Below are 26,829 nucleotides of genomic sequence, written 5' to 3' on the forward strand. Positions count from 1 at the left end.
GTAAAAAGGGAAAAATCCCTTTTTAATTAAATTATTTTAGCTCTTTAGCTGTAAGTTTTGTGCTATTTAATACTTTATCTCTAGCTTTAGTTCTTACATCGTCTGCTAATGGAATAAGTCCAAGTTCACTTAAAATTCCATCTTCACCAATCATCTTTTCACTCATAAATAGTTTTGTGTACTCTTTTAAAGATGGAACACTTTTTAAGTGTTGATTTTTGATATAAAAATACATAGATCTTGCAACTGGATAGCTACCATTTGCAATAGTTTCAACTGTTGGTAAAGTATTATCAATACTTAATCCCATAACTTTATCTCTGTTTTCAGCTAAAAATGAGTAACCAAAAATTCCAATAGCAGCTTCATTTCTTGTTAATCTTTGAACGATTAAATTATCGTTTTCACCAGATTCAACATAAACACCATCTGTTCTAATTACTGAATAAGCTTTATATTTCTTATTTGCTTTTTCATCTTTTTTATATAAATCTGTATATGCTGATACTTTTTTAAATACATCTTGTAATACCAACTCTTCAAATGAGTCTCTAGTACCTGATGATTTTGGTGGTCCATAAACTGTAATCTCTCTATTTGGTAAAGAAGCATCTATATCTGACCATTTTTTATATGGGTTTGCAATTAAAGATTTCCCATCTTTTGAAGGAACTTCTGCAGCAACTGCTAAAGCTAACTGTTTTTTTGTGATATTAAAGCTTTTTACTTTTGAGCTTTGAGCTATTGCAATACCATCAAATCCAATTAGTGCTTCAGTAATATCTGTTACACCATTTTCTTGACACATTTTAAACTCACTAGCTTTCATAGCTCTTGAAGCATTTGCAATATCAGGAGTGTTTATATCAACTCCACTACAAAATAGTTTCATTCCTCCACCTGTTCCTGTTGATTCAACAACTGGCGTTGGGAATTTTGTAGTAGCTCCAAACTCTTCAGCAACTGAAGATGAAAAAGGATAAACTGTTGATGAACCAACAATTTTGATTTGATCTCTCGCACTTAAAGTTGTAGCTAATAGTGTACTTGCTATTAAAGCAATTGATGTTCTTTTTAAACTCATTTTTTCTCCATTAAATTTATTTATAATGGAAGTTTAAAATTTGTTGATTACAAAATGGTTACTATTGCCTAAACCTCTTAAAATTTTCAGCTTGTTCAAATATCTCTTTAAACACTTCATCTTTTGTAATTGGTGGATAACCATGTTTTGCAAGAAGCATTATTAAATCCACTTTTAATTCAGCTTTTATATCTTCTCTTATATTCCAATCTGTATATTTAGATTTATCATCAACTACAATTTTTACCTCTTTTGATAGAGCTATTAATTTATCTTCTGGATATGAGAAATCATATTTAATAGCTATTGTTTTTAAAATATCGTAAAAGGCTTTTTCTTCAAAATCGATTCCTAAATCAACAAAAGACTCTTTCTCTTTTTGAAGTGCATAATAAAGATCTATAATCTCATCTGTAAAATCATCCAAAACACTGCTTACAAGCACATCATTCTCTTTTCTTTCATTATATTTTTCTACAAGTGCATTAAACTTTTTAGAAAAATCAACTGCTTTTACCTTATTTACTTTTTTAAACTCCTCAAGAGCTTTTGCTAATAGCTGTTGAAGTAGTTTTATCTTTGTATTTGGAAGTTTGATTTTATTTATCTTATTTATGTAATCTTCATCAAAAATATCAATTTTACTCTCATCATCACTTCCAAGTTTAAATATCTCTTCTACACCCTCACTTTTTATCGCTTCTTCTATCATTTGTGCAACTTTTTTATTCATAGAAGCTGTATCAGGAGCTTCGCCTTTTGTAAGCTTAACAACGATTGAACGAACTGCTAAATAAAAATGAATATAATCTTTTTCTATTGCTTTAAAAACTTCACTTCCACAACAAATATCATAAGCACTTTTTAATCGTTTTACTATATACATAAATCTATTTTCAAGCTCTTTTGTAAGTTGTACAAACTCACTTGCATTGTTTAAAGTAGCTAATTGCTCTGTTGGTGTTCCAATAAAATATTTACTACTATCAAATTTATAAAATAGCTTTGACAATAAATCAAGCTGATCTCTTACAACAACTATTGAAGCTTCTATATCTTCAAAGTTTTGAGAATCTATACTTGAAAACTGTTTCAAAGCTTTATTCATAGCTGTTTTTATACCTATATAATCAACAACTAGTCCTTTTTCTTTTCCTGCATATTTTCTATTTACTCTTGAGATAGTTTGTATAAGATTGTGTTCTTGTATAGGTTTATCTATATAAATAGTATCTAAAAATGGTACATCAAATCCTGTAAGCCACATATCAACAACAATTGCTATTTTAAAGTTTGATTTTTCATTTTTGAACTGTGTATCTAAAGTTTTTCTATAATCTTTTGTTCCAAGGGCGTCATAAAGCTCTTTTTCATCATCTTTGCTTCTTGTCATAATCATTTTTAATTTTTCAAGAGGTAGAATCTCTTTTTTGTCTTTATCGCTAAGTTCAACATCATCATCACAAACTTTTAATTCATTCCAAGATGGTCTTAAAGCAATTATCTCTTTAAAAAGTGAATAAGCAATAGATCTTGAACTAGAAACAAATATAGCTTTTCCTTTTATACTTGCACCCTCTTCTACTCTTTTTTCATAATGTTCCACAAAATCTTTTGCTATTGCTTTTATTCTATCAATATCTCCCAATATTGCACTCATATTTGCCATAGATTTTTTACTATCTTCTATTTGGTGTTCATTTGCTCCAAGACTTGCACACTCTTCGTAATATTTTTCTATCTCTTCAAGTTTTGAGTTATCTAATAGTACTTTTGCAGCTCGTCCTTCATATACAATTTTAACTGTAATCTCATCTCTAACTGATTCAGTCATTGTATAGCTATCAACAACATCTCCAAAAACATCAAGTGTTGCATCAATAGGAGTTCCCGTAAATCCTACATAAGTAGCATTCGGAAGTGAATCATGCAGATATTTTGCAAAACCATAACTCTTTTTAACACCATCTTGTGTTACTTTTATTTTTTGGTCTAAGTTGATTTGGCTTCTATGGGCTTCATCAGAGATTACTATGATATTTGTTCTATGGCTTAATATCTCTAAATCTTCTGTAAATTTATGAATAGTTGTTAAAAACACTCCTCCACTCTCTTTGTTTTGAAGCTTTTGCCTTAAATCAGCACGACTTTCAACGCTAACTATTCCATCATCACCTATAAAACCTTTTGCATTTGAAAACTGGCTACTTAGTTGTGTGTCTAAATCTGTTCTATCTGTAATTAAAATAATTGTTGGACTTGAGAAATGAATACTTTTCATAAGCATACGAGTTAGATAAAGCATTGTAAAACTTTTACCACAACCAGTAGCACCAAAATATGTACCACCTTTTCCGTCACCTTGTGGCTTTTGATGCGTTTTTATATTTTCATATAGTTTTCTAGTTGCGTAATATTGAGGGTATCTACAAACTATCTTTTCCTCTTTTTTTGATTTATCTGGCATATAGATAAAGTTATGAATAATATCTACAAGTCGCTCTTTATCAAACATCCCAGCAATCATAGAGTGCATAGATGGTATTCCATCTACTTCTATTTCATTTCCAGTGATTTTTCTCCAAGAATAAAAAAACTCATAAGGAGAAAAGAACGAACCTGATTTATTATTTACTCCATCACTTATGACACAAAATGCGTTGTATTTAAAAAGCTCTGGAATATCTCTTCTATATCTAACTGTTAGTTGCACAAAAGCATCATAAATAGTTGCTTCTTCTCTTATGGCACTTTTAAACTCAAACACAACCAATGGAATACCGTTTATATAGAGTATTCCATCAGGTATTCTTTTTTCATAACCCATAATTTCAAGTTGATTTACTATTTTAAAGTTGTTTGAATTTACATCATCATAGTTGATAAACTCAATATAAATATCTTTATCATCAGCTTTTTCTCTTTTTAGAATAAATCCATCAGAGATTAGTTTCATTATGGCTTTGTTTGAGTCGTACAAATCACTTGCTGGATAGTTTTGAAGTTTTCGTACAATCCCTGTGATTTCACTTTCAAGAATATTTTCAGTTTTATATCTATTTTTTAAATACTCTTTTAAATCATTTTCTAGTAAAACTTCACTTTCAGCTCTTACTATATCTTTTCCAAATTGATAAGTGATACCTTGATTTTCAAGTAACTCTATAAATGCTAATTCTAATTTTTCTTCTGTAAATTTACTCATTTTATTTCCATTTCTTTGCAGTTGTTTCCATTTTGGAAATAACTGATTTTTCTTCTATCTCGTTTATTTCAAAATAAACAAATTTTTGTTCACTTTTGAAATTAGTTTGAATTAATAGTTTTTGTATTTTTGAGGCTATCTTATATAGTAAAGTATAGTTATTCATAAAGAAGACCCTCTCTTTGGCACATTGTTAAGAGGTGGAAAGGGTGTGTTAGCAAAAGTATAACTTACATAATATGTAAGTACACTTATAGATGTTTTTATACTATCAACTAATAGTAGTTTTTTTTGAGTTTTTATAAAATTACTCATATACTTTTACTTCCCAATAACCTGATTTTAGACTTCCAACTCTACTTATGATATTTTCATCTTTTAGCTTTTTAATTACTTTTTTTATTCCTGATTCACTCATAGAGAGTTTTTCCATCAGTTCATAAATAGTGATTTTACTATTTTCTTTCATAAGTGCTAAAATTTTTTGGTCACTTTTATAGTTACTTTTTTGGTCACTTTTTAAAGTACTTTGAATTGATTTTAATATCATCTCAAGCATAAACTCTATAAATGGAGTACCTTCTCCAAGTTCTGTTGAATCTTCTATTGCTTTATAGTACTCTTCTTGATAATCTCTTACTATACTTTCAGTTGGTAGAAGTGAAAAAATAGGATTAAAACTATTTAAAATCACACTTTGCCAAAGTCTTCCAATACGACCATTTCCATCTGAAAATGGATGTATAAACTCAAATTCATAATGAAATATACAAGATTTTAAAAGCATATGTTCATCGCTATTTTTTAGCCATGAAAAAAGATTTATCATAAGTTCATTTACCATGTTTGCTTGAGGGGCTATATGTTCACCCACTTTTACATTTACACTTCTAAAACTTCCAGCAGTTGTGAGTATTTCATCCATCAATATTTTATGAGCCAGTAGTAAATCATCTAATTCAAAGTATCGAAACTCATCTAGTTTTTCATAAGCTTTTATAGCTCCTTGAACTTCTGCAAGTTCTTTTACTGATCCTAATACTCTTTTACCTTCTATTATAGCTGTGATTTTTTCCTCACCTAAAAAATTCCCCTCTATTTCCAAAGTACCTGCTAAAGTTTTGATACGATTCTTTTTTCTTAACATTGGATTTACTTTTTCAACACCAGTAAACTGAAGTTTTGTGAGTTCTTCACTGATTTGCGTTGATAGTTTTAGTATTTTTGAGGTTATTTTATATGGTGTGGTATAGTTGTTCATAATTATTTTTTTTAATATTTTACATATAATCTAGCTTTAATAATATATTAATTAAAACTTTCTCCAAATAACCAATTTTTTGGCTCAATATCATTTAATTCTAATATAATACTACTTTCTATAACTTTTTTTTCTTCATCAGATAGAATATTTATTTGGCTATCTTTATCTAAAATCTCATTTAATGTACTATCTCCAACATTTATAAAATATTGCAAAGAGTTGTTTTGGACAAGTTCAATTATTAACTTAAAAATCATAGTTTTTTGTCTTTTATCCATTTCTGAAAAAATACAACCATCGTGAGATAAAAATTCTAATAAATTAGGATTCAATAAGTATAGCAATATATCATAACAAAAGATTTTAACTTCTCCAACTCCTTGTGAACCTTGTTTTGGTATATCACTACTAATATCAAACAAATATCTAGCTGTTGGTGTTTCTACTATTTTTAGTGAACCACCTGTGTTATCATAAAATCTTTTAACTAAACCTCTAAACTTTTGTTCTATTTGTTCAAATCTATTATGATTTTTTTCTAAATAAGATAAACTCTCTTTTTTTATTATAGTTTCATTCATTTCTAACTGAACTTTATCTTTTTTAAACTCATTTAAAATATGTTCATATTTCTCTAAATCTTTTTGTTCTTCTTCAAGTGTTTTTATTCTATCTTTTAAGCTATCTCTCTCTTCTAATGCTCCACTACTATCTAAATCTTTTATTATGCTATCTCTTTTAGTCGATATTTCTTGCATATTTTGTTCTAATTTAATTAAATCAATATTCAAATCATTTAACTCAATCGATAATCTTTTCTTTCTATTCTGTATTAAATTATTATGAAATTCTTGTGCTTCTTCTAATCGCTTAGTAATTCTTTCTTCAAAAAAGAAATTTGCTTCATCATAAATTTCTTTAATCTTTTCAATATCAATATCAATATTTTCTGAACTTTTTAAATTTAACTCTTTCATTCTTATTTTTTTAGAAATGATATAAATTTTATTTCTAAAATCATTTATATTTTGAGTTAATATATCTGCTTCTTGTTTTAAACTATCATAATTTTCAGCAATTATAAATTTATCTAATTGCTCTTTTAATCTATTTATTTCATCTTTAATATCATTAATATTATTCTTATCAAGTTTTTTTTCATACTCTTTTAATGTTTTTTCTGCACTTTTCAATTTAGATAGCTTATCTTTTACATCAAAATTTCTTTTAACTAACGAAAGATTAACTCCCAATAAAAACAAGTTAGTCATTTTTTGATAATAATCTTCTAAAGGTCTTCCTTGTTGAGTCAAAACATTACTATAATAACTCACTTCGCTACTAAATCTTCTTGAAAAACAATTAAAAACTTGCTTAAAAGATATTTCAGAATCTTTGCCTAAAAATATCTCTGTCAATTTACTTGTATAGCTTGTTTTAGCTATTTTTTCATCATTTATATAAAACTCTGATTTTGAAAAGTCTTTTTTAATTGTGTATTCCTGATTATTATGAATAAAAGAAAGTTCAAAAATTCCGTATTCTGATAAGTATTGTTCCAGTTTTTTTTCTGAAGATGTTTTAAATTTTGAGCCAAACATATAATGAATCAAAGATAATGATAAACTTTTACCCAATCCATTTATTGTTTTTTTTTGTTCATCTGTTAATTGTGTACCAACAACTATATTTAAGCCATCTTTAAAATTTAATGTTTTAAATTTTGGATTATCTGATGTTAATTGTAATAGTTTCATTTTCACTCTCTATTTTATTTATTATATATAGAAAATCTATACATAAAATTAATTTTTCAATAGATATTTTTTTATAATATTGTTCATTTAGTCTATCTAATAAATCATCTAAAGACATTGATTCTTTTTTTAGAATATCTAAAACAAAAGATGAAATACTAATCAAGCTGTCAACTGGTTGAATTATTTTTGTAGGCATTATCATTCTTTTATTCCTATATCACATATTTCAAAGAAAAATGATATTATTATCCAAGTTACATTTAATGAGTTAAAATCATCAATTTCAACTTCACTATTTATATTTTCATATAGTTCACTGATAACTTCATTATAATTCAAATTATGTAATTTTGATAAAATATGTAATTCTGACACATCTTTATTTAAAAATTTTTCTCTTTTTACTTTAGCTAACAACTTTGTTTCTAATATAGATTTATACTTATCATCTACAATTAAAGCTTTTAAATCTGTAATTGTATTATCTTCTTCAAGTTTTTCAACCAATATTCTATAATCAATCCCACTATTTATTTCGGATGATATTTTTTGATTTATTTTATTTAACTGTAGTTTTTCATTACTTTCAATAGTTCCAAAATCATCATTTAAATAATTTCGTTTACATTTCTTTTTATTATGTACCAGATGTTTAATTACTAAATCTAATATTGAAATTTCTGAATATTTATTTTCTAAATTTTTAAAATATTTATTATAAAAATCTTTTAATTTTGTAGTTTCTAAATCATTTATATCTCTTATTAAATCACTTGAATCGTACAAAGAATCTAATAAATTCATGTTATATTTAGAGTTTAATTCAGTTATTGTTTCTTTATTTGGTTTTGACTTTTCTAATAAATATAATATTTTAACTTCATAATCTTTATATTCATTCAAAATTTGTAACGTATTTTCTATTTTTTCTTTTGTTCTAGTAGTTGTTACTTGGAAAAATAATCTTCTTTTATTATCTACTAGATCAATATAAGGAGTATTTTGTTTTTCTTTATTTGAATTAACTAACTCATATCCATAAATAAAATTTAAAATATCTCTAAAAAAATTTTCTGAATGTATATTTAAACCATAATCATTTATTGATTGTCTATTTTCAATATCATATTTTGTAATAGCTAAACTTTTACTAATTTTATTAAATATCTCTTCTCTAGTTTCAACCATTTTTATTTACCTTAAGTACAGATTATTTTGATTATACTCAAATATAATTTAAATTCTCACTTCCCCACTCAAAAGATTTGACAAGAGTGTATCTCGCAAGTTTTCAAGAGTACTTGAGTTGATTAAACTATGTTTGAAGTGTAGTTATGAGTTCTTTTTTCATGGATTATTCCTTGTTATCATCATTAATTCGATTAGTGACTTTATTATTTCTATTTAACCATTTATTCAAAATATTTGGTTTTATATCGATTTCAAATTTTTTACCCAAATCTTTTGACAAATGACTTTTTAACATTTCCATTTTAAGTTTTGTTCTTAATTCAAATTTTTCTTCATCGCTTAAATCTAAACCTTGAGTTGCAGATTCACTAACATCTTTTGCTAAAATTCCTAACTTCTGGAAATCGAGTTTTTGTTGATTAATTTCCATGATTTTATGAATAAATATATTCGAAACTTCATAAGCCACAAAAATTACAGTACCCACTGCAATAACAAAAGGGATTCTACTCCAAAATATAGTCCACAATTGAGCATCTTTTTCTACTCTTAAAACTGCTGCTAAATCAGCTCCTCCAAATATAATATAACATGTTATAACTACAATTAATACCCAAGGAATAATAGATAACCCTAAGTACCAAAATAAATGATTATTTGCAGTTTTTATATAACCTTGTACATCATAAGCAATTAAACTTGTATCACTTTCTAATTTTTTAAGTTCTTCTCTTTTTTTAGAAATATCATTATTAAGGTTTGATAATGTGGTATTTCTTTCTGAAATACTATTGTTAAGTTGTTGTTCTTTATTATTTAAATCTTTAACCCTATTTTCACTATTATTTTTAGTTTCTGAAATTTGTTTTATTTGATTATCTAATTCTTTTAGACTATTTTCTAGCTCTTCTTTCTTATTAGTAAGTGTTTCTACTTCATCATCTAATTCTAAATGTAATTTATCCAAATTTTCTTTTTCACTTATAATTTCATCAAGTTGAGTTTGATTATTTATTGTTATTTTTTCAATTTCCCTTTTTATTTCTTCTCTTATATTCTCTATAGATTTTAAATTTTGAGTTATATTTTCAACTTCCAATAATCTAAACCCAAAAATTTCCAATTTTTCTAATTCAATTTTTTTACTTTTTGGAGGTTTTATCGTAATATAATCAATAATTGATTTTATTGAAGTACTTATATATGCTGATTTGTCATTATTAATTTCTATATTTTTAGTTTCATCATTTATTGTATGATAAGAAACAATTATATTTTTTAATGAATTCTTTGACTTTAAATGAATTTTTTCAATATAAATAGGTTCAACTAATTTAAATTTATATTCTCTATTTTCAAGTTTTATTGAAAAGTTTGGATCATCATTAAATATTAATTTAGATTGCTGTGTTCCCCTATTTTCAATTAATTCAACAGTTATTTTATCAGCTTCTAAAACTTCAATATTATTAAAGTCATTATTTAATTTCTCTAATTCTTCATTCACTTTAATTCCTTGTGCTTTATTTCAATATAATTTCCCCACTCAAAAGATTTGGCAAGAGTGTATCTCGTAAGTTTTCAAGGGTTTGGATTTGTTTTTTATTTTGATTAATTTTTTTAAAAATATTTTTTGATTGTTGTTCAAATCTCAAAACTATTTCATCATTTGGTAATAAAATCTCAATATTTTTTAAATCAGATTGTCTAACAAGGGGTTGAGTACTTCCTACATTTAAATTTTTAAGTTGAAAATCAATCATTAAAAAATAAATAAAATAAAAATATTTTTTAGGTTTAACTACTAAAGTATTATCCGACAACCAAACTTTTTTATCTTCATCGATTAAAAATACATTTCCAAGTGTTCCTACTCTTCCTGTATAAATAAGTTTTTCTTCAAAAAGCCATTCATTTGTCTTTCCAATTTTACCATTAGCTCCCAATACTTCATATTTTCCCATATCATCAAAAAGTTCTCTTTTTAAACTTTTACCACTTGAAACTTCAACTAAATCTCCAAAAGTTCCAACTTCCCACTCCTCTTTTGCTTCTTCGATAAACCATTGTCTAAAAAGAGTTTGGGCAAGGGATTCTAGGGTTTGGTTTTGGCGATGAAGAAGGTCAATCTTATCATCAAGGCTACTTAATATTTCTGCTATTGCTTTTTGTTCTTCAAGAGGGGGAAGATAAATATCAACTTCATTTAGAACTTTTGTCGTAAGACTAGGAACAGCCGAACCAACATTAAGATTTGCAAAATCAATAGTTTTTAATTGATAAAATAAGAATTTACCAAATGCTCCTTTCGTATTTATTTTGCTCCAAAAAATAGTATCTACAGTCCAAAATGGTTCGTTGATATAAAAAATATTATTTAAAGTTCCTTTTCTTGGGATTAAAATTGACTCATCGTCGTATAAAGAAGTGTCAGCATATCTCATAATGCCACCACTTCCAAATACAGGAATATTTCCATCTTTTAAAGCTTTGTGGTCTTTACCATATTTCAATTCTAAAATATCTCTTAACTTGCACTTTTTCCAACTACTCATCACCCACCGCCTTCAAATCTTCATTTTGAAACTGTGCTTCTATCTCTTCGATACTTGGCAACGATGACTTATACTCCTTTGGCAAGATTTCTGTAAGTTCGTATTGGCTTATCCCTAAAGGTTTATTTATATCTTTGAGTGCATACTCTACAACCAAATCATTTTTTGATTTGCATATAAGTATTCCTATAGTTGGATTATCATTTATATCTTTTATCTCTCCATCAACTACCGATGTATAAAAGCTTAGCTTTCCTGCGAACTCTGGTTTGAACTCTGTAGCTTTTAGTTCTACTACCACATAACACTTAAGTTTGATATGATAAAAAAGTAAATCTATTCTAAACTCATCACCACCTACAATTAGCTTATATTGTCTACCAACAAAGGCAAATCCACTTCCAAGTTCTAGTAAAAACTTAGTGATATTTTCAGTGAGGGCATTTTCTAGCTCTTTTTCTTGATACCCTTTTGTAAGGCATAAAAAATCAAAATTATAAGGGTCTTTTGTAATCTCTTTTGCCAAATCTGATTGAAGAGGTGGAAGAGTAGCTTCAAAATTTGTGATGGCTTTGCCATCTCTTGCATAAAGATTTGTTTCTATTTGGTGTATAAGTACACTTCTGCTAATACCATTTTTTATGGTATTTTGTACATAATATAGAGCTTCTTGCGTATTTTTGCATTTTTGGATAATAGCAACATTGTGTCCCCAAGGTATTTGTAAAATTTGTGAAACAACTTGTTTTGTATTTTCTATGCTACTTTCGCCAACAAGTTGTTGGCTTTTTGTACTTTCCAATTCGCCCACAGCTTGTTGCCAAAATAAAAACCATTGCCTAATGTTTTTTATATTTGTATAAGAAAAGCCTTTTACATCAGGAAACTCTGCACTTAAATCAATACTAAGTTGCTGTAAAAATCCACTTCCCCAAGTACTGTTTTTTTGTTTTTCTACAATCTCATTTCCAAGATTCCAATAAAACTCTAACAATATACTATTTACTTGTATTGATGCTTTTATTTGAGAGCTTTGAAACTTTTGTTTTATCTCATTTAGCCACTGTTTATATTCAGTAGTAAAAGAATTTTGAAGTTGTTTATCGCTCATCAACTGCCACCAAATTAACTTTTACAGGAAAGTTTGCTTCGCAACCGCTATTCGCTACTTTTGCTAGATTTGCTAATATTCTATCATTTAGGCTTTGTTCTTCTTTCATTTGGTTTATCAGTTCATTTTGTAGGCTTTCAAATCTCTCTTTAAAATCAAACTCATCTTCATTTTCTTCAAGTCCCACATATCGCCCAGGTGTTAAAACATAGTTTAGTTCTCGCACCTCTTCTAAAGAGGCACTTTTACAAAACCCTTTTATATCTTCATATTTACTATTTTGTGGGACTGAAGTCCCACTTCCAATTAATTTCCAGTTGTGATAAGTAGATGCTACTTGCTCTATATCTTCAGAGCTAAAATCTTTGTTTCTTCTATTTATCAAATGCCCTAGATTTCTTGCATCTATAAATAAAATATCATTTCTAGCTCTATTTTTTTTGATAAACCAAAGACAAGCAGGAATTTGAGTATTGAAAAACAGTTTTGCAGGAAGATTTACTATACAATCAACTAGATTATTCTCTATTAGTTTTTTTCTTATCTCTCCTTCATTGCTTGAGTTACTTGTCAAACTTCCTTTTGCTAGTACAAACCCAGCGATACCATTTTCAGATAACTTTGAAAGCATATGAAGAATCCAAGCATAGTTTGCATTTGAAGTTGATGGTACATCATATCCAGCCCATCTTGGGTCATCTAGTAGCTCATTTACACCTCTCCACTCTTTTTGATTAAAAGGTGGATTTGCCATAATATAATCAGCTTTTAAATCAGGGTGTTGGTCTTTGAAAAATGTATCAGCAGGAACTGCACCAAGATTTGCAGATATTCCCCTAATTGCTAAGTTCATCTTTGCTAGTTTATATGTAGTTGCTGTGAACTCTTGCCCATAGATAGAGATATCTTTTTTATTTCCTTTGTGAGCTTCTATGAACTTCAAAGATTGAATAAACATTCCACCACTTCCACAAGCAGGGTCATAAATTTTTCCTTTGTATGGCTCTATCATATTTGCAAGCAAATTTACTATTGATTTTGGAGTATAAAACTGTCCTCCAAGTTTCCCCTCAGCAAGTGCAAACTCACCTAAGAAGTATTCATAAACACGCCCTACTACATCGTGTCCTTTATCTTCTATTGTGTTGATGTTGTTTATAGTATCTATTAAGCTTGAAAGTTTACTCACATCAAGATTTAGTCTTGAAAAGTAGTTATCAGGTAATGCACCTTTTAGGCTAGGATTGTTTTTTTCTATTGTTGCAAGTGCTGTATCTATTTTAAGAGCTATATCATCTTGTTTTGCATTTTGTTTTATGTATGACCATCTTGAAATTTCAGGAAGATAAAATACATTTTCCATAGTGTAAAACTCCACCATATCGATAAATGCTTCTTTACCCTCTGAGAGTAGTTTTTCTCTTCGTTCTTCGTAAGTGTCACTAACAAACTTTAAGAATATAAGCCCTAAAACAATATGTTTATACTCACTTGATTCAACGCTACCTCTTAGTTTATTTGCACTCTCCCAAAGAGTCTCTTCCATAGATTTTTGATTTTTAACTGATTTTTCTTTTGCCATATATATAAAAAGTCCCTATTAAGTAATTATTGCTTTTATTTTAGCTAAATAGAATTAAAGATGATTAAAAAGTAGTAGATGAATTTTTTAGATTAGAGAGTGGTACGCCTGGTAGGAGTCGAACCCACAACCCCTCGGGTCGAAACCGAGTATTCTATCCAGTTGAACTACAGACGCACTTAAAATTAGGATTGAAGTTTATCCTAATTTTGCTTAAAATTTTTAGAAGAAGATATTATCTAAAACTATTAAAAAGAAGAATACAATTCCCAAATATCCATTTACAGTAAAAAATGCTCTATCAATTTTTCTAAAATCTTTATTTACTAAATAGTGCTCATAGCTAAGCATCAAAGCACTTATTAATACAGCCATATATGCAAAATATGAACCAGATGAGTAAATCACAAACAGAAGCCAAAATAAAACTGTGAAAAAGTGAAAAACTTTTGAAAATAGCATTGTCTTTTTTGCACCAAATCGCGAGGGAATAGAGTGAAGTCCTAGTTTTTTATCCACATCAATATCTTGTAGTGAGTAAAGTAAATCAAACCCAGCAACCCAAAACATAACTCCAATACTTAAAAGTATCACCCAAAAAGGAATAGTTTGGCTAACAGCAACAACTCCAGCAATTGGTGCAAGAGCCAAAGAGATTCCCAAAATAATATGCGCTAAATATGAAAATCTCTTAAAGTATGAGTATGAACCAATAATTACTAAAATTGGAACAGATAAAATAAGTGCTAAACTATTTACAAAATATGCTACAACAATAAATGCTATTGCATTAAAAACAACAAATGCCAACATTGAGTTTTCACTAATTCTTCCATCTACATTTGGACGATTTGAAGTTCGTGGATTTAAACCATCAATATCTCTATCCATGTATCTATTAAATCCCATTGCAAAGTTTCTTGCAAATATTGCACACAAAGTTCCCAAAACCAAAAGTTTAAACCCAAACCAAGGTGTTTGATTTACCTGTGAAGATGATACAACCATCGCTATAAATATAAACGGCAAAGCAAAAACTGAGTGCTGAAACACTACAAGTTCACTAAAATCTTTTATTTTTTTTATTAATTTTTCCATGGGCAAAATATTATCTAATAATGATTAAATTAATGCTTTTTCGTTATAATCCAAGCAAAAAAGGCAAATTTATGAAAAAATATCTTACTTTAACTCTTTTTATACTTTTTTTCACATCTTGTGCAACAAAAATTGAAAATGAACAAAATACTACAAACAAAAAGACAAACTCTGAACTAATAAAAATTTTAGTTGAAAAAGAGAAAGAGATAAATAGCCTTAAACTTGAGCTTGAAACTTATAAAAAAGTTGATTAAAAAATGAAAGAAATTGCAATTATTGGAACAACAGCATCAGGTAAAACAGCTCTATCACTTGAACTTGCAGACAAAACAAACTCTATAATACTCTCGCTTGACTCTCTTTGTGTCTATAAAGAGATTGATATAGCAAGTGCAAAACCAACAAAAAAAGAGAGAGATGGTATAGTTCATTTTGGAATAGATGAAGTTTTTCCAAATGAGAAGTTTGATGTTGTTGAGTTTTTAAATTTGTATCAAAATGCAAAAAAATTTGCACAAGAGAACCTGAAAAATCTAATAATTGTTGGTGGAACTGGTTTTTACTTAAAAGCTTTAACAGATGGTTTAAGTCTTGGTTTTAACTCAAATGTAGAGTTAGATATGAGTTTAAATGATACTTATAATTTGCTTTATAGTTTAGATAAAGAGTATATGCAAAAAATTGAAGCAAATGATAGATATAGAGTTCAAAAAGCCTACTCTATTTATAGACAAAGTGGTTTAATTCCAAGTCAATACTTCAAAGAGAATCCAAAAGTTGCTCTATGTGCAGATTTAAAAATATTTGAGATTTTATGGGAAAAAGAGGAGCTTGCAAGTAGAGTTGCATTGCGAACAAAAGCTATGATAGAAGCTGGGCTTATTGATGAGATTATATATTTAGAGAAAAAATATACAAGATTACCAAACTGTATGTCTAGTATTGGAGTTGTTGAAACTTTACAATATCTTGATGGAAAAATCTCAAAAAAAGAGCTTGAAGAAAAAATTATCTCAAACACAATAAAACTAGCAAAACGACAAAACACTTTTAATAAAGGTCAATTTGAAAATAAATCTTCAAACATAATTTCTAGCTTAAATTCAGAGATTATTAAGTATTTTAAGATATAATCGCAAGTTCAAAGTTTGGTAAAGGACTTGCAAGGACTTGATCTTTTTCCAAACGCTTAATTTTAAAAAGGAAAATGGAATGAAAAAAGATATTCATCCAGATTACAAAGTATGTCAAGTTTCTTGTGCATGCGGAAATAGCTTTGAGACAAAATCAAATAGTGAGACTCTAAGAGTTGATATTTGTTCTTCTTGTCACCCATTCTTCACAGGAGAGCAAAAACTTGTTGATGCTGCTGGAAGAGTTGAGAAATTCAAAGCTAAATATAATATGGCAAAATAATTTAATATTATGTTGCGCTTAGTTCCAACACCAATAGGAAATCTTGATGATATTTCAAAAAGATCTCTTGATGCACTATTGGAGGCGGAACTTATTTTTTGTGAAGATACAAGAGTCACAAAAAAACTTCTAAATCTTTTAAGTGAAAAATATAACTTAGATTTTTCAAATAAAGAGTTCAAATCTTTTCACTCTCACAATGAAGCTGATGTTTTAAAAACTATTTCAAAAGATACTTTTTCTAAAAATGTTGTTTATTGTAGTGATGCTGGAATGCCTTGTATTAGTGATCCTGGTTCAACTTTGGTTGAGTGGTGTATAAAAAATGGTGTTCCTTACGAAGTAATTGCTGGAGCAAATGCACTTTTAACAGCCTTTGCTATGAGTGGATTTTCAAGTAGTGAGTTTACATTTTTTGGTTTTTTAGATCACAAAGGTGCAAGTAGGGCATCAAAACTAGAAGAGGTTTTAAGAAGTCCTAGAGTATCAATTTTATATGAATCTCCACATAGACTTCTAAAACTACTTGAAGAGTTAAATACAAAAGAGCCAGATAGAACGATATTTTTAGTAAAAGAGATTAGTAAGTTTTATGAAAAAAGCTATAAAAATAGTGCTAAAAACCTATATGAAGAGCTAAAAAAGTGTGAAATAAAAGGTGAATGGGTTGTTGTAATTGATGCCAAAGAGAAAGTTGGTTTTAATTTAGACTTAGATGATATTCTTCCACTTGACATTGCTCCAAAAATAAAAGCAAAGCTAATTGCAAAGCTTACAGGAGCAAGTGTAAAAGAGATTTATCAAGATTTATTGGATAAAATCCAAAATTAATTTAAACGAGACAAAATGATAATTTACGGAAAACAGATAGTTTTATATGTACTAGAAAAGCACCAAGATTTAATAGAAGAGATTTTTTTATCAAAAGAGATTGATAGCAAACTTTTTTCAAGATTTGCAAAACTAAATAAAAAAATTCATAGAGTTGATAATCAAAAAGCTCAAGCACTAGCAAAAGGTGGAAATCATCAAGGGCTTATTTTAAAACTTAGTGATTATGTTTATACACCTCTAAAAGATATTAAAAATATGAATTTTATTGTTGTTTTAGATGGTCTTACAGATGTTGGAAATATTGGAGCAATTGCAAGAACTGCTTACTCTTTGGGAGTTGATGGAATGATTGCTTCAAATATAAAAACAGTAAACAACTCTGGAACTATAAGAACAAGCGCTGGAGCACTACTTGATTTGCCATTTTGTCTTCACCCAAGAAGTGTTGATTTGGCAAGTGAATTAATAGATGCTGGATTTACACTAATTGGTGCAACAATGGATGGAGTTGATCTAAAAAAATATGGAAAAATAGAGCAAACAGATAAAGTTGCACTTTTTTTAGGAAATGAAGCAGAAGGAATCTCTCCAAAGGTTGCAAAAAAATTAGACCTGAAAGTTTCAATAAAGATGGAGCATGAGTTTGACTCACTAAATGTAAGTTCAGCTGCTGCTATTTTAATTTATAACCTAAAAAGATAGGAAGATTTATTATGAAAAAAATACTATTTACGATTATTCTAGCACTAAGTTTAAAAGCAGATGTAAACCAAGCTATTTATAATATCTTAGATAGTGAAGATTATAATACTCACCTAAACCTAATTAATCATATATTCAAAGATCAAAGTAAATTTTATAAAGATGGAAATATTGATTATATAAAAATTAGTGAAGAGTTAGATAAAAATGGACTTTTAAAACTAAATTATGATGAAATTAAAGATATTGAAGTAACTTTCACATTTAGCTCAAGTCCAAAAAAATCGTTTAAAAATATAACTGATATCTTAAAAGCTATTGGAAATCAAAATTTTATAACAAAAAATCAAGCAACAAATGGTGAACAACTTTTTTGGAGTATAAAGTTAAAAACCGCAGCCGCCATTAATCCTCTTAGATTATCTTTAGAGCTTCAAAATGCAAATTGTAGAGTTTTAAAAATAAGAAGAGAGGCTGAGAACAAGTGGAGTTATTTTATAGATTCAAGTAACTCAACACTATATAAGGTTGAAGATTTAGTAAATAATAGCTCTTTATCATTAAGAAAGCCAACGAAGCCCTATATGATTGAGCTTTCAAACTCAGAGATTTTATCTATAGAGACAAACAACGGAACAATTTGGCATCCAAATGTTGTTTTCTATGATGATGAGTTAAATATTTTAAGAGTTTTTGAAAAAGAGAAGAGATATTCTAAATTAAGATTAAATGTTCCTAGTGAGACTAGGTTTGTAAAAATTGATGATTTTTATGCCCTAACAAATATAAGAAATGGGCTTAATATTACTAAGGAGTAATAAGATGTTTGACGAAATTGAATTTGAAAGAATGAAAAGACTTCCAAACTATGTGTTTGCAGAAGTTAATGCTATTAAAATGGAAGCTAGACGAGCTGGAGTTGATGTAATTGACTTTTCTATGGGAAATCCAGATGGAGAGACTCCAAAACATATTGTTGATAAATTAAAAGATGCAGCTAGCAAGCCAAAAAACTATGGATATAGTGCTAGTATTGGAATATATAAATTAAGACTTGCAATTTGTAACTGGTACAAAAGAAAATATAATGTTGATTTTTTAGATCCAGATAAACACGCTTGTGCAACAATGGGTTCAAAAGAGGGATATGTTCACTTAGTTCAAGCTATTGTAAATGTTGGAGATGTTGCTGTTGTTCCAGATCCTACTTATCCAATTCACTCATATGCTTTTATGCTAAATGGAGCTGCTATTCATAAATTTGAGTTAGTATTTGATAATGAGTTTAAAGTAGATGAAGAACTTTTCTTTAAAAATCTTCAAAAAACAATTGATGAATCAATTCCAAAAGTAAAATATGTAGTTGTAAACTTCCCTCACAATCCAAGTTGTGCAACTGTAACTCCTGAATTTTACACAAAATTAGTAGAGATGGCAAAAAGAGAGAGATTTTATATAATCTCTGATATTGCATATGCTGATATTACATTTGATGGATATAAAACTCCTTCTATTTTCCAAGCCAAGGGTGCTTTAGATGTTGCTGTTGAGTGTTTTACATTAAGTAAATCATACAATATGGCTGGATGGAGAGTTGGTTTTGTTGTTGGAAATGAAAAACTTGTTGGTGCTTTAAAAAGAATAAAATCATGGCTTGATTATGGAATGTTTGCACCTATTCAAATTGCTGCAACTGTAGCACTTGATGGTCCACAAGATTGTGTAGATGAGATAGTTTCTAAATATGAAAAGAGAAGAGATGTTATGCTTCAAGCATTTGCAGAAGCTGGTTGGATTATGGATAAACCAAATGCCTCTATGTTTATTTGGGCAAAAATACCTGAAAAAGCACAACATTTAGGAAGTTTAGAGTTCTCTAAACAGCTTCTAAGAGAGGCACAAGTTGCAGTTAGTCCTGGAATTGGATTTGGTCACTATGGTGATAAATATGTAAGAATTGCTTTGATTGAAAATGAGAAAAGAATTAGACAAGCTGCAAAAAATATAAAAAGATATTTAAAAACATTAGAATAGGAATATAGTTATGCTTAAAGTTGGAATTATTGGTGTTGGAACTGTTGGAACAAGTGTTGCAAATATTTTAATTGATAATAAAAATATTATAACTGCACGAGCTGGAGTTGAGATTGTTCCACACATTGGAGTAGTTTCAAATTTAGATAAAAAAAGAGATGTTAGTATTAAATTAACTACAGATATAAATGAAGTTTTAGAAGATGATAGTATTGATATTGTTGTTGAGCTTATGGGTGGAATTGAAAAACCTTATGAGATAGTTAAAAGAGCTTTAGAGAAAGGAAAAGCAGTAGTAACTGCAAATAAAGCACTTCTTGCTTATCACAGATATGAGCTACAAGAACTTGCTGGAGATACACCTTTTGAATTTGAAGCAGCAGTTGCTGGAGGAATTCCAATAATTAATGCCCTAAGAGATGGTTTGAGTGCAAATAACATCAAATCTATTCAAGGAATAATGAATGGAACTTGTAATTTTATGCTTACAAAGATGATAAATGAGGGTGCTACTTATGACCAAATTCTAAAAGAGGCTCAAGAGCTAGGTTATGCAGAAGCAGATCCTACTTTTGATGTTGGTGGATTTGATACAGCTCATAAGCTTCTAATTTTGGGTTCAATTGCTTATGGAATTGATGTAAAACCTGAGGAGATTTTAATTGAAGGTATTCAAAATATCTCTAAAATTGATATAGAGTTTGCAAAAGAGTTTGAATACAATATAAAACTGCTTGGAATTGCAAAAAAAGTAGGAAATGAGATAGAGTTAAGAGTTCATCCTGTTTTGGTTCCTCTTGATAAGATGATTGCAAAAGTTGATGGTGTTATGAATGGTGTTTCTGTTGTTGGAGATAAAGTAGGGGAGACTATGTATTATGGAGCAGGAGCAGGTGGTGATGCAACTGCTAGTGCTGTTATTGCAAATATAATTGATATTGCTAGACGAGGAAAAGGCTCTCCTATGCTTGGTTTTGAAAAACAAGTAGGAACTCAACCAACTTTAATGGCAAGAGATGATATTAAAACAAAATATTATTTACGACTTGAAGTAGCTGATAAAAGTGGAACTTTGGCAAAAGTTGCAAAAATATTTGGAGATAATGATATATCAATAGAGAATATGATGCAAAAATCTCTTAAGCGTGAAAAAGCAAATCTACTTCTAACAACTCACACTTGCGTAGAAAAAGATATTAAAAAAGCTATTGATGAGCTTGAGCACTCAAAAGTTGTTTTATCAAAACCAGCTATGATAAGAATAGAGGATTGATATTAAAGAGTTAAGATTTAAAATCTTAACTCTTAAAAAAAGCTACTTTCTTTGAGCCTCTACATCAATTTTAATTTTTACCTCTTCAGCAACTGCAACACCGCCAAGTTCAACAGCCTTGTTCCATTTTAGACCAAAATCAGTTCTATTTATTTTTCCTTCCATAGAAAAACCAATTTTATCTCCTAAAATAGCTATATCTTCAATCTCTAAAGTTACTTTCTTTGTAACTCCTCTAATAGTCAGATTTCCAGTCATCTTTCCCTCATCACCATCTGCTTTATATGATGTCATCTCAAATGTCATTTTAGGAAATTTATCACTAGCAAAAAAATCATCACTTCTTAAATGATCATCTCTTTTTTCAATCCCAGTATAAATTGATGTTGTATCAATAGTGGCTTTTAGATTTTTAAAAGTTCTATTTTTCTCATCAAAATCAATCATAGCATCATATGTTTTGAAATTACCATTAACATTTGTAATCATCATATGTTTTACTGTAAATCCTACATTTGAGTGTGCATTATCTACTTTATACTCTGCAGCCCCCAATAAAGCAGTTGCTAACACTAAGCTTCCTGTTATTTTTGTTAATAAATTCATTTTTGCTCCTTATATTTAAATAAGTTCAATAATATATGCTTATAGTTAACATAAAATTAATATATTTTAGAGGTTGATATTTATAAAAAAGTTTTGATTTTAAATTGTATTGTAGTTTAAAAAGATGGGGCATAGCCCCATTAAAAAAGTAGGATTAGAAGCTTCTTCTTGGTCTACTATCTCTTGGCTTATCCTCTCTAGGTTTTGCCTCATTAACTCTTAGAGTTCTTCCTTCTGCTTCTTTACCATTTAATGCTTCAATAGCAGCATTACCAGCAGCAGAATCTTCCATTTCAACAAATGCAAAACCTTTCGATCTTCCTGTCTCTTTATCCATAATAATTTTTGCACTTTTAACTGCACCAAACTTAGCAAATGTTGCTTCTAAATCTTTATCGTTCATTCTGTACGATAAATTACCTACGTAAATGTTCATATTTTTAATCCTTTGAAAAAGTTAGTTATTATGCCTTAATATTTTTTCTAAATCAAGAGTTTTTAAAATTTTTTTCCAAAGCTTTTAAAATTCTTATTTTCACCTCTTCAAAGCCTAAAACAAAAATAATATCGTACACAGAAGGTGCTTGTGTAGTACCTGTTAAAGCTAATCTTATTGGTTGAAAAATTTGTGGAAATTTAAGATTTTTTTCTTGTATAAAAGGTTTTGTAATTGCTTCTAATTTTTCAACACTATCAAAAGAGTTTAGATTTTTTTCTAAAAGTTCTAAATACTCTTTTAAAACTTCATTTGTATCATCTTTGATAAATTTATTAACTCCAGCCTCTTCATATAAAGTAGGGGCATCTTTAATATCTAAAATTGATTTTTTTAACTCTATTAAAGTATTTGCTCTTTGTTTTGCAAGGTTTAAAATCTCATCTTTTTTAGAATAATTAGTTAAATCTAAATCAAAAAATTTCAACTCTTCAACTAATCTATCATTTGAAACAGTTTTTATATACTCACTATTTAGCCATAAAAGTTTTTCAGCATTATAAGCTGATGCTGATTTATTTATATTTTTTGGATCAAATAGTTCTAACATCTCTTGCATAGAAAAAATTTCTTGATCTTTATTTGACCAACCAAGGCGTACTAAAAAGTTTAATAAAGCTTCTGGTAAATATCCCAATCTTTTATACTCCATAACATCCATAGCACCATCTCTTTTTGATAGTTTTTTACCTTCTGGATTATTTATCATTGGTACATGATAAAAATTTGGATGTTTAACTCCTAGTGCATTATAAATAACAATCTGTTTTGGAGTATTTGATAAGTGGTCATCACCTCTAATTACATCTGTCATATTCATTAGCATATCGTCAATTGTAACAACAAAGTTATATGTAGGCATTCCATTGCTTCTTGCAATTACAAAATCATCAACAAAAGAAGCATCAAACTTCATATCACCTTTTACACCATCAATAAATCTTATCTCTCCATTTTTTGGAGCTTTGATTCTAATAACTGGTTCAACTCCTTCTGGAATTGCAGGTAAAATTTTCCCATCTTCTGGTCTCCATGTCTCATCATATCTTGGAGTTTGTTTTGCAGCTTCTTGTTTTGCTCTTAAAGCATCTAACTCTTCTTTGCTCATATAGCATCTATAAGCATTTCCATTCTCTAAAAGTTTGTTTATATACTCTTTATAAATCTCTGTTCTTTTTGATTGATATTCAACCTCTCCATCATATGATAAACCAACCCAATTAAAAGCTTCTATGATAGCACCCAATGCTTCTTCACTATTTCTTGCTAAATCTGTATCTTCAATTCTAAGTCTAAAAGTTCCACCATTTTTTCTTGCCCACAAGTAACTATATAAAGCTGTTCTTAATCCACCAATATGCAAATATCCTGTTGGACTTGGTGCAAATCTTGTAACTGTCATATTAATTCTCCTCATCTTTTTCATTTTTTTTATTATGCATATAAAATCCAATTCCACTTGAAACTACTACTACTACTATAAAAATCAATAAACCTATCTCAAGAATTGCCATTTTCATCCTTTTTTATATCTTTTTCTCTTAATTGTCCACAAGCTGCACTTATATCCAAACCTTTTGACTCTCTAATTGTACAAATAACACCTTTGCTATTTAAAAAATCTTTAAATTTTAGCATATCCTCTTCAAGAGGTCTTTGATATGAAGTTCCAGCATATGGATTAAAATATATTAGATTCACTTTTGCTTGAATTCCATCAAGAAGCTTTACAAGTTTTTTTGCAGCATCTAAACTATCATTTTTATCTTTTATAACCAAATATTCAAACATAACTTTTTTTCTTGTATCTACTGGAAACTCTTTAACAGCTTCAATTATAGAAGCAATATTATAAGCCTTGTTCATAGGAATTAGCTCACTTCTTAACTCATCATCAACAGCATGAAGTGAAATAGCAAGTTGAATTTGTAAATCTTTAATACCTAGTTTCTTAATCTTACTTGCTATTCCTGAAGTTGAAACCGTTTGTCTTCTTCTACTTATTGCTAAACCATCAAGCTCTGAGAATATCTCAACAGCTTTTACAAAGTTATCAAAGTTATCAAGTGGTTCACCCATTCCCATATAAACAATATTTAAAGCCTTATTTTCAGCTATATTGTTATCTCTTTTTATATGAACAATTTGAGCTATGTACTCTCCAACTGTAAGATTTCGTACAAATCCACCCTTTGCCGTTAAACAAAAACTACATCCAACCTTACATCCAACTTGACTAGAGATACAAACTGTGTATTTCTCGCTTCTTACAATTTGACCATCTTCATCTAGCTTTTTATCTTTCATTAAAAGTAAAACTGCTTCAATTGTATGATTATCTCTTAATTTAAAAAGATATTTAATACTTCCATCACTACTTTGCTCTTTTTTCACCTCTTTTAAAATATCAATTGCATAGTTTGCTTTTAAATCTTCAATCAACTCTTTTGGAAGATTTTTCATATCATCATAAGAGTTTGCATACTTTTTATAAAGCCAATTATAAACCTGTTTTGCTCTAAATGATGGCTTTAATCTCTCTTTTAACTCATCTAGTGTGTAGTCATATATTGATGACTCATCAAATTTTGCCACTATTTTGCCTCTTTTATTATATTTTTATCTTCTAAATATTTAACTAATTTATTCATTGCCTCTTTATGATTCTTTATAAAATCACTATGTGCATTCTCATTTGTATAGTTTGTAACCACAAAAATACCAAAAGCTGGTATTTCAAACTCTTTTGCAACACTTAATACAGAAAAAAACTCCATATTTTCAAGTTCGACATTGTATTGTAAAAAATCTTTTGATAAAATTTGATTTGTACTTATGTAGTTTGAACTATTTACAATAACTTCACTATTTGTTAAAGCTGTATCAATTCTAACTGCATTATCAATTGGTGTATATGCAAAATTTTGCAAAAAGCTTAACTCTATGTTTGAAGAGTTTTTTGACTCTACAATATCAAAAATATTATGATTTCCATAACTTCCTGCACTTCCAATAAATAAAATATATTCAGGTCTATTAAATAGACAAATTTTTGTTAAGTTCATTGCGCTTTCAACCAAACCAACTCCAATTGCTTTTGCAAAAGGAAAGCTCTCTTGTTTTCCTGCACTAACTATCATTTACAATCCAAAATATAATTTGTATTAATTTTAATATTTTGTTCACTTCTTATTGGTGAGATATCCATATTTTCACTATTTGTTGAAAATGATACAGCTTTTACTCTAGGAAAATTAAAATTGCCCTCTTCATTAATTATTACACTTTTTATTTCACATTTTTTTGAGCTCTTTTTAGATATCTCTTTTGCATAATCTTCAATCCAAAGTATAGACTCTAATCTTAAGTTATCAATAGTTTTATTTTGTAATTTTTCACTAACTTCCCAAGATAAGTTAGATATATTTATTTTTATATCATCCTTTTTTTTACTATCTTTAAATGCCAATAAATCAGATAAAAAACTATTTATCATAGATGAATCTTTTGATTCTACTACAAAATTTATATTTGCTACAAAACCTTTAAAGTACGATTTATTATCTAAATACTCATATTTTGGTGTCAAATTATAGTTTGTATTTTTTAATGTAATATTTTTTGTATTCTTTAAAAAATTATTAAATTTCTCTATCTCTATATTTGCACTGTTCTCATTTTTTCTTGTAACACTTATATTTACTGTTGATGATAATATATCAGGATTTAAACTCTTTGAAAAACTGTTATTAAAATTTAATTCATAAGAGAGAGCAAAAATAGGCAAAAGAAGTAGAAGCTTTGATACTCTTTTCATCTATAACCTAACATTTATATTATTTGCTTTTAGATATTTTTTTAACTCCATAATATCAACCTCTTTAAAATGAAAAATTGATGCAGCCAATGCAGCATCAGCTCCAGCTTCAAAAGCCTCTTTAAAGTGTTGCATATTTCCAGCTCCACCACTTGCAATCACTGGAATATTTACAATTTTAGATATATCTTTAGTTATCTCTAAATCAAAGCCTTTTTTAACACCATCTGTATCCATAGAAGTTAATAAAATCTCTCCAGCACCACGACTTTCAACCTCTTTTGCCCAAGAAATTGCATCAAGTCCTGTATCTTCTCGTCCACCTTTTACAAAAACATGGTAAGATCCATCTGATACTTTTTTAACATCAATTGCTACAACAATACATTGACTTCCAAATCTTTTAGCTCCATCATCTATTAAATTTGGAGTTTTAACAGCACTTGAGTTTATAGAGATTTTGTCGCAACCTACATTTAATAGTGCATAAATATCATCTAAATTTCTTATTCCTCCACCAACAGTTAGTGGAATAAATACCTCTTTGGCAACATTTTTTACAATATCAACTATAGTTCCTCTATTTTCAACACTTGCACTAATATCTAAAAATGTTAACTCATCTGCACCGTCATCGTTGTATCTTTTTGCTATTTCAACAGGATCTCCTGCATCTTTTAACCCTACAAAGTTTACACCTTTTACAACTCTTCCATTATTTACATCCAAACATGGGATTATTCTTTTTGTTAGATTATTCAATTAAAATTCCTTAAAAATTAGTAATAAATATTACCT

Annotated in this window: 26 protein-coding genes and 1 tRNA gene; 8 read left to right on the top strand and 19 right to left on the bottom strand. The window is 28.4% G+C overall.

Features of this window, described 5'->3' with window-relative positions; genetic code table 11:
• Positions 1-31: 31 nt before the first annotated feature.
• The 12 genes from CRU94_RS03225 to mqnP form a co-directional block, all read right to left on the bottom strand.
• Positions 32-1,084, bottom strand: coding sequence for a substrate-binding domain-containing protein (locus tag CRU94_RS03225; RefSeq protein WP_129105366.1), 1,053 nt, complete (start codon positions 1,082-1,084; stop codon positions 32-34).
• Between the two features lie 61 nt (positions 1,085-1,145).
• Complete coding sequence (locus CRU94_RS03230; RefSeq protein ID WP_129105367.1) at positions 1,146-4,289, bottom strand: type I restriction endonuclease subunit R; 3,144 nt, start codon at positions 4,287-4,289, stop codon at positions 1,146-1,148.
• A gap of 307 nt (positions 4,290-4,596) precedes the next feature.
• On the bottom strand, positions 4,597-5,550 hold the full coding sequence (locus tag CRU94_RS03235) for a Fic family protein (protein WP_129105368.1): 954 nt from the start codon (positions 5,548-5,550) through the stop codon (positions 4,597-4,599).
• Positions 5,551-5,597: 47 nt separating this feature from the next.
• Positions 5,598-7,310: a DUF2326 domain-containing protein gene (locus tag CRU94_RS03240; protein ID WP_129105369.1), complete on the bottom strand. Its 1,713-nt coding sequence runs from the start codon at positions 7,308-7,310 to the stop codon at positions 5,598-5,600.
• The gene (locus CRU94_RS03245; RefSeq protein WP_129105370.1) at positions 7,282-7,515 is read right to left on the bottom strand and encodes an ABC-three component system middle component 6; all 234 of its coding nucleotides are present in this window, start codon (positions 7,513-7,515) and stop codon (positions 7,282-7,284) included. Before CRU94_RS03245 ends, CRU94_RS03240 begins: the two co-directional genes overlap by 29 nt.
• Positions 7,512-8,501: an SMEK domain-containing protein gene (locus tag CRU94_RS03250; RefSeq protein ID WP_129105371.1), complete on the bottom strand. Its 990-nt coding sequence runs from the start codon at positions 8,499-8,501 to the stop codon at positions 7,512-7,514. The genes CRU94_RS03245 and CRU94_RS03250 overlap by 4 nt, the downstream gene beginning before the upstream one ends.
• A 166-nt stretch (positions 8,502-8,667) precedes the next feature.
• Complete coding sequence (locus CRU94_RS03255) at positions 8,668-10,011, bottom strand: hypothetical protein (protein WP_129105372.1); 1,344 nt, start codon at positions 10,009-10,011, stop codon at positions 8,668-8,670.
• Between the two features lie 16 nt (positions 10,012-10,027).
• On the bottom strand, positions 10,028-11,059 hold the full coding sequence (locus tag CRU94_RS03260; protein WP_129105373.1) for a restriction endonuclease subunit S: 1,032 nt from the start codon (positions 11,057-11,059) through the stop codon (positions 10,028-10,030).
• On the bottom strand, positions 11,052-12,170 hold the full coding sequence (locus CRU94_RS03265; protein ID WP_129105374.1) for a PDDEXK nuclease domain-containing protein: 1,119 nt from the start codon (positions 12,168-12,170) through the stop codon (positions 11,052-11,054). Before CRU94_RS03265 ends, CRU94_RS03260 begins: the two co-directional genes overlap by 8 nt.
• Positions 12,160-13,752: a type I restriction-modification system subunit M gene (locus CRU94_RS03270; RefSeq protein WP_258237372.1), complete on the bottom strand. Its 1,593-nt coding sequence runs from the start codon at positions 13,750-13,752 to the stop codon at positions 12,160-12,162. The genes CRU94_RS03265 and CRU94_RS03270 overlap by 11 nt, the downstream gene beginning before the upstream one ends.
• A 100-nt stretch (positions 13,753-13,852) precedes the next feature.
• Positions 13,853-13,929 (bottom strand) — tRNA-Arg (locus tag CRU94_RS03275).
• Positions 13,930-13,974: 45 nt separating this feature from the next.
• Complete coding sequence (gene mqnP / locus CRU94_RS03280; protein WP_129105375.1) at positions 13,975-14,850, bottom strand: menaquinone biosynthesis prenyltransferase MqnP; 876 nt, start codon at positions 14,848-14,850, stop codon at positions 13,975-13,977.
• A 71-nt stretch (positions 14,851-14,921) separates the two neighbouring features.
• Here mqnP and CRU94_RS03285 point away from each other — a divergent pair, with 71 nt between their 5' ends.
• The 8 genes from CRU94_RS03285 to CRU94_RS03320 all read left to right on the top strand — a co-directional run bounded on the left by CRU94_RS03285 (position 14,922) and on the right by CRU94_RS03320 (position 21,112).
• A complete protein-coding gene (locus CRU94_RS03285; RefSeq protein ID WP_129105376.1) occupies positions 14,922-15,107 on the top strand; it encodes a hypothetical protein in 186 nt (61 codons plus the stop codon).
• A gap of 3 nt (positions 15,108-15,110) precedes the next feature.
• Positions 15,111-15,986, top strand: a complete 876-nt coding sequence (gene miaA, locus CRU94_RS03290; protein ID WP_129105377.1) for a tRNA (adenosine(37)-N6)-dimethylallyltransferase MiaA — start codon at positions 15,111-15,113, stop codon at positions 15,984-15,986.
• 79 nt (positions 15,987-16,065) lie between these two features.
• The gene (gene rpmE, locus CRU94_RS03295; RefSeq protein ID WP_129105378.1) at positions 16,066-16,269 is read left to right on the top strand and encodes a 50S ribosomal protein L31; all 204 of its coding nucleotides are present in this window, start codon (positions 16,066-16,068) and stop codon (positions 16,267-16,269) included.
• Positions 16,270-16,278: 9 nt separating this feature from the next.
• Positions 16,279-17,100 carry a 16S rRNA (cytidine(1402)-2'-O)-methyltransferase gene (gene rsmI, locus CRU94_RS03300; RefSeq protein WP_129105379.1) on the top strand — a complete coding sequence of 274 codons (822 nt, stop codon included), beginning with the start codon at positions 16,279-16,281 and terminating at the stop codon, positions 17,098-17,100.
• A 15-nt stretch (positions 17,101-17,115) separates the two neighbouring features.
• A complete protein-coding gene (gene rlmB, locus CRU94_RS03305; protein WP_129105380.1) occupies positions 17,116-17,805 on the top strand; it encodes a 23S rRNA (guanosine(2251)-2'-O)-methyltransferase RlmB in 690 nt (229 codons plus the stop codon).
• An 11-nt stretch (positions 17,806-17,816) separates the two neighbouring features.
• Positions 17,817-18,623, top strand: coding sequence for a hypothetical protein (locus tag CRU94_RS03310; RefSeq protein ID WP_258237373.1), 807 nt, complete (start codon positions 17,817-17,819; stop codon positions 18,621-18,623).
• Positions 18,624-18,627: 4 nt separating this feature from the next.
• The gene (locus tag CRU94_RS03315; RefSeq protein WP_129105382.1) at positions 18,628-19,839 is read left to right on the top strand and encodes an LL-diaminopimelate aminotransferase; all 1,212 of its coding nucleotides are present in this window, start codon (positions 18,628-18,630) and stop codon (positions 19,837-19,839) included.
• A 10-nt stretch (positions 19,840-19,849) separates the two neighbouring features.
• Positions 19,850-21,112: a homoserine dehydrogenase gene (locus CRU94_RS03320; protein WP_129105383.1), complete on the top strand. Its 1,263-nt coding sequence runs from the start codon at positions 19,850-19,852 to the stop codon at positions 21,110-21,112.
• A gap of 42 nt (positions 21,113-21,154) precedes the next feature.
• On the opposite strand, the gene CRU94_RS03325 is transcribed toward CRU94_RS03320, so the two are convergent.
• The 7 genes from CRU94_RS03325 to hisF all read right to left on the bottom strand — a co-directional run bounded on the left by CRU94_RS03325 (position 21,155) and on the right by hisF (position 26,793).
• A complete protein-coding gene (locus tag CRU94_RS03325; RefSeq protein ID WP_129105384.1) occupies positions 21,155-21,718 on the bottom strand; it encodes a YceI family protein in 564 nt (187 codons plus the stop codon).
• Positions 21,719-21,872: 154 nt separating this feature from the next.
• A complete protein-coding gene (locus CRU94_RS03330) occupies positions 21,873-22,154 on the bottom strand; it encodes an RNA recognition motif domain-containing protein (RefSeq protein ID WP_066160714.1) in 282 nt (93 codons plus the stop codon).
• Positions 22,155-22,206: 52 nt separating this feature from the next.
• Positions 22,207-23,616 carry a glutamate--tRNA ligase gene (gene gltX, locus CRU94_RS03335; RefSeq protein WP_129105385.1) on the bottom strand — a complete coding sequence of 470 codons (1,410 nt, stop codon included), beginning with the start codon at positions 23,614-23,616 and terminating at the stop codon, positions 22,207-22,209.
• Between the two features lie 98 nt (positions 23,617-23,714).
• Complete coding sequence (gene rlmN / locus CRU94_RS03340; RefSeq protein ID WP_129105386.1) at positions 23,715-24,809, bottom strand: 23S rRNA (adenine(2503)-C(2))-methyltransferase RlmN; 1,095 nt, start codon at positions 24,807-24,809, stop codon at positions 23,715-23,717.
• Positions 24,809-25,354, bottom strand: a complete 546-nt coding sequence (locus CRU94_RS03345) for a phosphorylase family protein (RefSeq protein ID WP_129105387.1) — start codon at positions 25,352-25,354, stop codon at positions 24,809-24,811. The genes rlmN and CRU94_RS03345 overlap by 1 nt, the downstream gene beginning before the upstream one ends.
• Positions 25,351-26,031 carry an SIMPL domain-containing protein gene (locus CRU94_RS03350; protein WP_129105388.1) on the bottom strand — a complete coding sequence of 227 codons (681 nt, stop codon included), beginning with the start codon at positions 26,029-26,031 and terminating at the stop codon, positions 25,351-25,353. The genes CRU94_RS03345 and CRU94_RS03350 overlap by 4 nt, the downstream gene beginning before the upstream one ends.
• Entirely contained in the window at positions 26,032-26,793 is a 762-nt protein-coding gene (hisF, locus tag CRU94_RS03355) for an imidazole glycerol phosphate synthase subunit HisF (protein ID WP_129105389.1), read from the bottom strand.
• Positions 26,794-26,829: the final 36 nt, after the last annotated feature.

Origin of the sequence: Arcobacter sp. AHV-9/2010 (assembly GCF_004116575.1) — a bacterium.
GTDB classification, from domain to species: Bacteria; Campylobacterota; Campylobacteria; order Campylobacterales; family Arcobacteraceae; genus Aliarcobacter; species Aliarcobacter skirrowii.